This is a genomic window from Collinsella sp. i06-0019-1H4 (genome assembly GCF_042849575.1).
Lineage (GTDB): Bacteria > Actinomycetota > Coriobacteriia > Coriobacteriales > Coriobacteriaceae > Collinsella.
Genome location: NZ_BAABYB010000001.1, coordinates 87100 through 97652, shown reverse-complemented (window position 1 = coordinate 97652; position 10553 = coordinate 87100). Strand labels below are relative to the sequence as shown.

Sequence of the window (10553 nt, the reverse complement as noted above, 5' to 3'; positions counted from 1 at the left end):
GCGGATCGCTTCGGCTAGTTCTGTGCGGCCGAACACGTAACTTTGATGTCGTCGGCATCCCAGCCGGTCGGCTTACCGGTGCCCGCTCGGTAAAAGGTAATAATTTCCGAGCCGGGAGATGCATCATATTCGACCGAGCCGCCGTTGACGGTTTTCTGCACGTCAACGTTCTCGTGGTTCTGCTTAAAGAACGGATCGAGCTCGACCCCGCTTCCCCACGTGAGCTTTACCTTAGTCGTAACGCCCGTAACCGTCACACGATAGTTGTAGGCGTCAAAAGCGCCGGTATCCGAGTTCTCGTCGACCCACTCGCCAGAAACGCCCGAAGCCGTTACCTCTGCACGCTCGGAAGGCGCAATCTTGGCGGCGAGCCATTTAAGGTTGGTGCCGGGGCTATTGGAGCCGACCTGGGCCTTAACGGTGAAGGATGCTTTGTTGAGGTCCGCCTTGGAAAACGCAACCTTATAGGTATACATGGTCGCCTTGTTGGCAGGGAAAGATAGGGCAACGCTGCTGCCCTCCGTCAGCGCGGGCTTACCGTCAACACTCCAAGTGCCCGTCGTACCCGTCGCCGTCACGCTCAGCGTCGTGTTAACGTCCTTGTCGTTGACCTTGTTCTTGTCGCCCAGCAGATGGTTGTAAATGCGAAAGGTAAAAGAGCAGTTTTCCCCACTCGTGTCGGCAATGACGCTTCGGACGGCAATATCCCCGTCATTCAGCGTCTCATTCGTGTAGCCCGTAAGCATGTCCGAGGCAAACAGCGCCTGTGACGTGCCCGAGACAGCGACCGACTTAAGAAAGTCACCCGCCAAAAAGGCCGTGTAGGTAAGGTAGGTTCCCGTTGCAATCGCGACGGCACACAGCAGCACCGCAACTGCCCATAGGCGTTTACGCACTTTGAAAGCAGGGGCCGCCGACTCCGCGCAGCAAGGCTCTGCCTTAGAATCATCAACCTGTGCAAAGTGTTTGCCAACAGGCCTCGCGATTTCATTTTGCTCGTTCTTGTCTTTTCGCATCTGGTGCCCCTCCCCTCCTACTTATTAGTTGCCGCTCGTGACGCGAGCGATTAGATAAACCATGTCGGTCTCTTTGACGTTGGAGACCTTAGTACCGTCCGTGTTGGTCACAACGCCTGGATTCCACGTACATTCGATGATGAAGTTCGTGGCGGCGTTGGCTGTTTTGCCATTCCAGCCATCGAGCCCACTCCCTGCGAACTTGTGGTACCGATACAGCGGACGGGCGTTTTTCTGGACTTTCGCGTACGAGCCGTACGTCGGGTCGTTTGCCTCAAGCTCTTTAGCCAACGCACTTGTCCCGTCCGCGGAGTTGATAAAAGCAAACTCAATCGGGGTGCTGCTCTTCTTGCTCCATGAGTAGGTGCGGTTGAGCCCGTCGAGGCCGACCACGGTGCCGTTTTTATCGTTCGGATTATTGACCGTCACGTGATACACGTTGATTGTCAGCCCCGTGATATTCGTTGTGTTGGCAATCTGCAGCTCAAACGCTTGACCGCCGGCAGCGGGATCGCCATTGTCGCTCTGCACACAAAACGCGCGACGAACGGTCACGGTGCCGTCGTCTTTCTTCTCACCGCCCCGTGACTCGTCATACGAAATCTCGATGGGCTCAATGCTTGTCTGGTTGGGGCCCATGATCTTGAGCTGCGCGGGCGTTTGGATCTTGCCCACCGTGGACAGACTTTTGCTGCCCACAAACCACGAGAGCGACAAGCCGATGATAAGAACGATTGCCGCCAAGAGCACCAAGACCGCAAGGGCCTGTGCACGGTGGTTTTCTATCCAATTGCGGGCATCGCCGAGGCGCGTTTGCATGGTGCTCATGAGCTCACGCCCTCCTGAGCGCTAATTCTAAGTTGGATGTATTCGACCTTATTGCCGATCTGCTCGTCAGCATTGTTGTACAGCGCCGAGCAGATGGCGGTGTCGCCGAAGGACATGCTAGACGAAACCGCGGGGGCGTTGGCAGCACTCGTGCCGTTTACCGCGCCATAGAAGTAGTTCGTTTTATGCGCGTTCATATCTGCCTGCAGAGCGCCGTAGTCAGACTTTGCGTCGCCCGCCGCCGCAAACAGATTCTTGTAGTAATTCGTGTTGCCGGTAAGGACAAAGTTCTGGAAGTACTCCGGCCATACCCAGTACAGGGTGACGGGGACGGACTTCTTTGTGGGGTTGGTCGTTTTGCCGTCTTCGCAAAATTTGCTCTTTGGAATCGTGATTTGGTTGTTTATTACACGATCCGAGTAATACCCGTTGTCGCATTTCGTAAAGAACAGTAAATGGCCCTTAACCAAGCCAAGGAGCGTTTGCGCATCAGACGTCAGCGTTTTTCCGTCCTCAACAACGACATTGCCCGTGACTTTAAGCACGCGTGACAAGTTGATCGTGACCCCGTTCAGGTCATCCACCAGCGGCTTCACCGTAAACGTAATCTTGCCTCGGGCACCCGGATACAGAGAGCCGGCGGACTCGTTGTTGAGGTTGGAGCCGAGCGTCACCGTCATGGCGTCCGTCGTATCGAGCCTCGTGATGTTTTGCTTTTCGGCGTCCGTGCGCTCGTAATATCCCGTGTGGGCGTCGGGCTCGCCTTCGCCGGTGGCGGTAAGGCTATAGCGCGCGGCCTTCGCCCCGATCGTGCTCCCCGTGGCGCTCACTCGATTGTTCGCGGCAAACCAGGCCAGGCACGCAAAGATAGCAACGATGGCAGCCAGCACAAACAGGCCGCTCACCAGGAAATCCTTCCAGAAATCCTTGAGGGTCCGCACGTGCTCGTCGACAGCTTGGCGGTACTCGGCCGCTGTCTTGTGCTGCTGGAGCTCGCTATGTCGGTCCATGCCACTCATCGCTTACGTTTGCCCTGCTTGCGGGCGTGCCATCCTTTTCTGCTTGGTCGCGTTTATCTGTTGTTCGCAGGTAGAGAATTCAGGCAGAATACAACACCATACGATAAGGTAAAAGAATAGCATTGACCTGCGGCTTGCTCCACAACGCAAACCTTAACGATGTCTTAAAAGTCAAACCCTTGGCGCAAGGGGTCAGGTCACTTCGCACCAACATGGCGCAAACAAACATGACCACTTGCACCAATCTGTGGCACCGGGCAGCGGACACACGGCGTGCCGCCCCTTAACACCCCAACGCGCGAACGGGTATCACGTAGATACCGTCCTCGACCTCGCGGGCGTACTCACCCACCCCCACAATCACGGCCATAAACTCCGGTTCGCGTGTGCGTGAACGAGGATTTCCACAGACCTTCTTGCGAACGCGCTTGAGGCTCTCGACGCCGGCGTTCGCTTTATCTTCACTCACCTTAATCTCAAAGGCGGCCCACCGTCCGTCGGCTAGCTGCACGATAGCATCGCACTCAAGGCCCGAATCGTCGCGATAATAGCGCACGGGCGTGCTATCCAGCAGGTCGAGCGAACGTGCGTAGACCAAAAGGTCGCGTATGACCAAATTCTCAAACACCAGACCAAATGTCTGCCAGTCGGCAAGCAGCGCCCGCGAGGACATACCTAGCAAGGCGCAAGCAAGGCTCGGATCTGCCAGATAGCGCTTGGGCTTGACGGTAAAGCGCCGTTTGTCGCGCGCGGCGGGAACCCAACCGGGGACCTCCTCGAGAATGAACATGCCTTTGAGGGCATCTAGGTACCTGCGCACCTTGGTCTCATCGGCAAACGCTGCGGGTTCCTCCTCGGCAGCGAACATATCCATGAGAATCGTTTTATACGTGGCTGCCTGTCCCAGATTGCGCGCGATCGATGCGGAGACTCGACGAGCAATATCGGGGTCGAGACCGACCGCCGGGAAGCTGCTCGAAAACGTGGTGTTGAGATATTCGCGGGCGATGAGCTGGGCGTCAGCCGAAACCATATCGATCGCCTCGGGCCAGCCGCCACGGCAAGCGGCTTCGACAAGCCCCGGCGTATCGCCATTGCACCGGCAGGGCTCAAAACGATGCTCAAACAAGCCCGCCAGGCTCACCTTGCCGTTGGACTCACCTGTCTCGGCAAGCGTCATGGGGTGCATGCGGACGCGGCCGATGCGGCCGGCTCCACTATGCGCGGGCGCCTCCGCCTTTGAGCCAAACGCAGGCGTGGCGGAACCCGTGAGGATATAGGCGCCGCGCGTACCCCGGGTGCGGTCGACCTCGTGTCTAACGTAGTCCCAAATCTGGGGAACGCGCTGCCACTCATCGATAATATGCGGACGGTCTCCCAGCAACATCATCGCCGGGTCGGCACGCGCGAGGTCGAGATTCTCGTCGACATACGAGGCGGACGCCCCGTGCTCGAGCGCGGCCCACGTCTTGCCGCACCACTTGGTGCCCGCAATCTCGACCGCGCCAAAGACACGAAGGTAGCGCTCGATTTGCGCATCCACGATACGTGGGATGTATCCGTCCCGATGTAGCCTCTCGCCTGCCATGAGCCACCCCCGCAGATTTCCAGTTCCTGCTTTCTGATTCTTCTATTCCACTGTAGCAAATTCGGATTTTCGGGTGGTTGCGATTCGGATTTTCATGTTCATATAATTCGGATTTTCCTGTTCTAAGGATTCGGATTTTCGGGTGAGTGAGATTCGGATTTTCTGAATCCGCTGGTCAGGAGTACCTCTTATCGACAAAAAGGCGGGGAGCACCGATACGGCACTCCCCGCCCACTCAATACGCGATAGCTTTCTCGACTACAGCTCGTTGGCCGCGTGATATGCCGTGCGGATGGCGCTGGCAATGTCGGCGGTGCGCTCGCCCGAGCAGTCGCCCACGCAGGTCACGGGCACCGTCACGCCGTCCAGGTCAAACGCGTTGGCCTTGGAACCCACGGCCATCACCACGTAATCGCAGGCAATCTTCACCGGCTCCTCGGCGCCGTCCTCGGTGGTGCGAATGGCCTCCACGCCCTCGTCGGTAATGGCGGTCAGGCGGGTCTTCACGTGCTGCTCCACGTTGTGCTCGGCAAAGTCGCTCATGATCAGCGGCAGAATGGTCTCGGACTCGCCCGCGGCAATCTTGTCGAGCATCTCCACGATCGCCACCTCGCAGCCGTGCTGCAGCAGGTACTCGGCAGTCTCGGTGCCCACCAGGCCACCGCCAATGACGGCGACGCGGCCCGTAAGCTCCACCTTGCCGGCCAGCACGTCCCAGCTCGAGACGACCTTGTCCGAATCGGCACCCGGAACGGGGATGACCACGTCGTGCGCGCCCACGGCCACAATCGCGGCATCGGCGGCGTTGAGGTCCTCAGCGGTAGCGGCATGGTTGAGCTCAACCTTCACGCCCAGGCCGGGCAGAATCTTCTCGTAGTACTCGACCGAGCGCATGATCTCGTCCTTGCGCGGAGGCGCAGCCGCCAGCACAATCTGGCCGCCCAGATGATCGCTCGCCTCGTAGACGGTCACATCGTAGCCGCGCTTGGCCGCCACGCGCGCGGCCTCCAGACCGGCGATACCGCCGCCCACCACGGCGATCTTCTTGTCGCCCTCGCCCGGCTTAATGGCGATGGTCGCCTCGTCGCCGTTCTCGGCATTGAGCACGCACGAGATGTACTTGCGGTTTTGAATCGCGTCGACGCAGCCCTTGTTGCAGTTGAGGCACTCGCGAATGGGCTCACCCGTGGCAGCCTTCAGCGCAATGTCGGGGTCGCACATGAGCGAGCGGCCGTAGGCGATGATGTCGGCCGCGCCGTCTTCCAGAATCTTCTCGCCGGCCTCGACCGAGACAACACGGCCCACGGTTGCCACCGGCACGGAGACCAGGGCCTTGACGCGCTCGGCCACCGGCAGCGTCCAGTTGTAGGGCATGGCGCCCATGGGCGGAATGGTGTCGCCCATGTTGCCGGTGTGGTTGGCCTGCGCGACCTGAATCATGTCGATGCCCGCGCCCTCGAGCAGCTTGGCGAATTCGCAGGCCTCGTCGGGCTGCAGGCCGCCCTTGCCGCGCGGCGTGCCGTCGGGGTTCTCCATGATCACGGGGAGCTTGTACTCCACCATCAGTTGCGGCGCGGCCTCCTTAATGGCAGCGACGACCTCGAGCGCGTAGCGGACGCGGTTCTCGAACGAGCCACCGTACTCGTCGGTACGCTGGTTGAGGATGGCCGAGCACAGCGAACCCACCAGGCGGTCGCCGTGGACCTCGATGGCGTCGATGCCGGCCTGCTGCGCGCGGGCGGCCGAGGCAGCGATGGCTTCCTTGATCTGGGTGAGCTGCTCTACGCTGGCCTCGTTCACAAAGTGCTGCATGTCGTGGTGCAGCTTGGCGTATGCCTGCTTGCGGATCTCGTTGGACTCGGCCATTTTGGCGGCAAAGGTCTCCTCGTCGCCGGCGGCCTTGGCCTCCTGCGCGGCCTTGGCAGCGACCATGGAGCCCATGACCATGCGGCCAACACCGGGCACGTCGTACTCGGGGTGGAACAGCTGCAGCGCGACCTTGGCACCGTGCTTGTGGACGGTATCGGCCAGCGCCTTAAACGTGGGGATCTGGGCGTCGGTCGCCAGCTTGGGCGTGGGGCTTGCGGTCATGACGGGAGCGACGTCACCGATGACGATGTAGCTCACGCCGCCACGGGCCAGGCGCTCGTAAAAGGCCAGGCTGCGCTCGCCAATGGAACCGTCGCGCTCCTCGTAGCCGGTGGTCAGCGGCGGGAACATAATGCGGTTTTTGAGCTCAAGGGGGCCAACCGTAATGGGCTGGAGCAGCTTGGATGCAGGTGCGGTCATGGATATTCCTCTCTTGTAGGCGCGGCGGCGATGATGCCGCGTAGTTGTCTAGAGGATATGGCATGAGAGCACGGCGGCACAACGAAAATCGGCGAATATCAGGTGACGGCAGGTGGATGGGGCGGGACGGCCCGTCGGTTCGTCTCAATCTGTAACAGTTACTCGGCAAAAACCGGGTCTTACTGTTACAGATCAAGACAAACGGGAGCGGTCCGTCGGAAAATCTCGATCTGTAACACTTACAGACCAAAAACGACCCTAGATGTTACAAATCGAGACGAACAAATTCGGTCCGACCAAACATCTCAATCTGTAACATCTAGGCCCACTTTTGGCCCCTACCTGTTACAGATCGGGACAACGGGAACCGTCCCAACAAAATGTCTCGATCTGTAACATCCATCGGCCAAAAACGACCCCAGGTGTTACAGATCAAGACAAACCAAACCCGCCTGCTAGAAAATCTCAATCTGTAACAGCTGCCCGGCAAAATCCGTCCCTCGTGTTACAGATTTAGACAAACGCGGCCCAAACCGCCGGTATATCTCGATCTGTAACACCTAGCCGCCCAAATCGGGTCTTGGTGTTACAGATCGAGATCTTTGATTGAGAGGCGGAGAATTGAACCGAAGAAACGATCCCGGGATAACAAAAAAGCTCGCCGGCTTGACCGACGAGCTGCAAGTTCTTGGTCGCGGGGGCAGGATTTGAACCTACGACCTCCGGGTTATGAGCCCGGAGTAATTATTGTTAATCATAGTAAATGAATTCTAATTATAGAAAAGAAAATAGCAGGTAGCTAGTTATTTTTGCTTGTGCTTTATTTTGATTTACAAAAAGTTTCACCCGCAATTCACCCGCAGAATTTCACTTGTGGGTGAATTTCTTTCACAATTCGGGATACGATACTCCCTGCCCGTGCCTTTAAAGGCACGGGCAGGGAGTATCGTATCAACCCCGTCAGCAGGAGACGCCCTATGGCCATCGAAAAGGGTCGCAAACCCAACACCTGGCTCATCACCTTTAACCTTCCGGAAAAGGATGCCAGTGGAAAATATAAGCGTGCACCCAAGCGAACCATACACGGGCTTAAATCGGATGCCAAAAAGGAACTTGCCCGTTACCGGGTCGAATACGAAAGCGGGCAGGCAGCTGGGTCGAAAAATACAGTCGCAAGCTATTCGAGCAAGTTCCACGCCCAACATAAGTTGAACTCACCCCTCGCCTACGACCGGGAGGCCTTGGAAATCAAAAAGATCGAAAGGCTATTCCGTGGCGTAGCACTCACATCCCTAACTCCTTCGAGGATCCGCAATGCATATTCGGCAGAACGTGCAAGGCGTGCAGTATGGACGGAAGGGTGCGGAGACGAAAGGCCCCTTTCAGAAAACGGCCTCTACAAGGTCCATGTCAAACTAAGACAGGTGCTTAAACAGGCATACCGAGATGGGGAAATCCCCAGCAATCCCGCCGATATGGTCGATTTTCCAAAACCGCCTCAGGAGAACAAAAGAAATAGCCTCACCCTCTCTGAGGCCCGACGGTTCAGAAAGGCCATCCTACGCAAAATTGAGACAGAGGGGGACGCAAAATACGTCGGGATCCTCATCATCCTCGGAACGGGCTGCCGTCGCGGAGAGATGCTGGGGCTAAGCTGGGGTGATATTGATTTCGCCAGCAATACCATTACGTTTTATAACCAGTACGCAAAGGACAAAGTCCTTCGTAATCCCAAAATGAGCTCAGCGGGCCGACGCGTCTGCATGGACGATACCCTGGCACGAATTCTTGCTGTCTGGAAAAACAGCCAACGCCTCAACCTGGAGCATATCAACGGCCTTCGCCTGAAGCATTCCATGGAGCCTTTGGCTCTGGACAGCCTCATGCCGGTCGTTAACGGAAAATACGGGCAGAGGATTGACCCCGACGGTTTTGACAAGTTCTTCCGCAACTTCTGCGTCGACAACGGATGGGGCGAATATACGAAGGACGTCGTCACCAAAACCTATGGTGGGAGAACCTTCACGCGGGGAAGGGTTATCAGGGCCTAACGGTCCATGAGCTTCGGCACACCGTCGCTAGCCTTCTCGTTGCCGAGGGCCTGGACGTCAAGACCGTTCAGACCCAGCTTGGCCACAAGTCTGCCTCGACCACGCTCAACATCTACGCCCATGCCTTCGAGGAGCGTTCCCGCGAGGCCGGTAACACCATCGGCCGCCTGCTGAACGGGTAAGCATGCATTAGCATACGAGATATCCGTCGCCCTTGATCGCTTTTAGGTTATTACTCCGCTTGCTTTCTGCGAGATATGCAAGCGCACGATCGATCTCCGATATTTCAAACATACCCTCGAGGGGCTGTTTGTAAATTAAATCGCGCGCCCGAACGATATCGCCAACGTTGCAGTTGGTCTTAACCGCCTCAGCCACCAGAGAGCGAGCCTTCCGCTTCCTGTTCTTGTCGTCCTCGTCTTTGCGTACCTTGCACTCCTTCACGGGATCGAGCTTGCAGTACTTCATATTGCTAGGCTCCGGAATGAAGGCACGCCCGCAATAAGGACAGATGCGGATTGTTCCATGGGAAAGGTGGGAGGCAAACCCCGCCCACAACCTTTCCAGAGTAGAGTTATAGGTCACGGCAGCACACCTGTCGACCAACCTCGTCATCACGGCATGAGTGCCATGACAGCCGATAGTGCTATCGAGACTCCCGCGAAGCAGCGCCGTTGCGATCTCGGCCAGCCTTTCGTCTTCCATCATGAAACGCGGCGTGATATCCGTGAACGGCGCAGCTTCGAACCTCGGGTCAATAAAGTCAGCTGCCATCTGGGTTTTAAGCCTGGTGATGCCGTCCCCTGTTTTCAACTCGCAGGTAATATACGAGCCCGCCCCATTAAGCCCGATCAGACGCGAAACGCCATCGGTTTGGTCGATGACGGCACTCCCGTGAACGGCAACTTGCGCCCCCATGTCTGTGGTAGCGATATGGCCAGACTCGAGCCAGAAGGATTCCTGCGAGGCGCGTTCCAGGAGTTCAGCATATGCAGGGGTGAGCCCGTCATCGATTAAATGAGAACACGTCCACATCGAAAACTGGCTTCCGTCGGCTTTGGATGCAATCGCTTCGGAGAAATGAAGATCGTCAAGAAGAGGAACCGCATCGCGCCCATCCTTGAGGAACGCGACAAGCCTGCTCGCGAACAGAGCAAAGCCGGCAGCGGCAACCCATTCCGCGATGGGCTCCCTGACCACATCTCCATCGACATAACCGACTTGATCGCCATATAGCCCAAAGAGCGGCCCCACGCGCTTCGCGAGCCGTAGCAGGCTTCCGTCGGCGCGCAAACAGTACTGCCCGTCTTTATGGCGAATCATCCGCATGCCGTCGTCGGGCCCCGCCAAGAGATATGGCGGCCAATCGGCACTCTCGGGATACCTCTCTTTATGCTTGTTGTCGACTAGGTCCGCGAGGGCGACGAAACAATCCGCATCGTCGACAGTAAGCCTTCCCCTTTCGGCAATCTTATGCTGAGACATCCCTGTCGACTTATCCCAATCGTCCGCATCTTTAAGCGGCCTCGCCCCCTTCGCCCATATCGGCGCATCCAAATCGGTCGAACGGAAGCCGAACACAAGGCATCCGTCAGCAAGACTGCCTTCGACGCGGACATCAAAGTCACCCTTAAATTGTCCAGTCGTCCCATCTAGCTGCATAAAGATAATCCAATCACGTTGTCCGCGGAGTTACCCCCTCTTTTCGCTGAAGCAATCACGGGAAACTACAGTCAGCTCGAGCACAGCACTTATACCCACG

At 57.5% G+C, this 10553-nt stretch carries 8 protein-coding genes; 2 read left to right on the top strand and 6 right to left on the bottom strand.

The window, feature by feature from the left end:
- Nucleotides 1-14: 14 nt before the first annotated feature.
- The 5 genes from ACGHEN_RS00425 to bilR all read right to left on the bottom strand — a co-directional run bounded on the left by ACGHEN_RS00425 (nt 15) and on the right by bilR (nt 6740).
- Nucleotides 15-1016 (bottom strand): hypothetical protein, encoded by a 1002-nt coding sequence (locus ACGHEN_RS00425; protein ID WP_390396393.1) that lies wholly within the window; start codon nt 1014-1016, stop codon nt 15-17.
- A 24-nt stretch (nt 1017-1040) separates the two neighbouring features.
- Nucleotides 1041-1844 (bottom strand): hypothetical protein, encoded by an 804-nt coding sequence (locus tag ACGHEN_RS00420; protein ID WP_390396390.1) that lies wholly within the window; start codon nt 1842-1844, stop codon nt 1041-1043.
- Nucleotides 1841-2854 (bottom strand): hypothetical protein, encoded by a 1014-nt coding sequence (locus tag ACGHEN_RS00415; protein ID WP_390396388.1) that lies wholly within the window; start codon nt 2852-2854, stop codon nt 1841-1843. Before ACGHEN_RS00415 ends, ACGHEN_RS00420 begins: the two co-directional genes overlap by 4 nt.
- Before the next feature lie 292 nt (nt 2855-3146).
- Nucleotides 3147-4451, bottom strand: coding sequence for an ATP-binding protein (locus ACGHEN_RS00410; protein ID WP_390396385.1), 1305 nt, complete (start codon nt 4449-4451; stop codon nt 3147-3149).
- Nucleotides 4452-4709: 258 nt separating this feature from the next.
- On the bottom strand, nt 4710-6740 hold the full coding sequence (gene bilR, locus ACGHEN_RS00405; RefSeq protein ID WP_390396382.1) for a bilirubin reductase, long form: 2031 nt from the start codon (nt 6738-6740) through the stop codon (nt 4710-4712).
- A gap of 977 nt (nt 6741-7717) precedes the next feature.
- Here bilR and ACGHEN_RS00400 point away from each other — a divergent pair.
- Nucleotides 7718-8791 (top strand): tyrosine-type recombinase/integrase, encoded by a 1074-nt coding sequence (locus ACGHEN_RS00400; RefSeq protein ID WP_390396379.1) that lies wholly within the window; start codon nt 7718-7720, stop codon nt 8789-8791.
- A complete protein-coding gene (locus ACGHEN_RS00395; RefSeq protein WP_390396376.1) occupies nt 8710-8973 on the top strand; it encodes a tyrosine-type recombinase/integrase in 264 nt (87 codons plus the stop codon). Before ACGHEN_RS00400 ends, ACGHEN_RS00395 begins: the two co-directional genes overlap by 82 nt.
- 7 nt (nt 8974-8980) lie before the next feature.
- Here ACGHEN_RS00395 and ACGHEN_RS00390 read toward each other — a convergent pair whose 3' ends face one another.
- Nucleotides 8981-10453 (bottom strand): hypothetical protein, encoded by a 1473-nt coding sequence (locus ACGHEN_RS00390; RefSeq protein WP_390396373.1) that lies wholly within the window; start codon nt 10451-10453, stop codon nt 8981-8983.
- Nucleotides 10454-10553 lie beyond the last annotated feature (100 nt).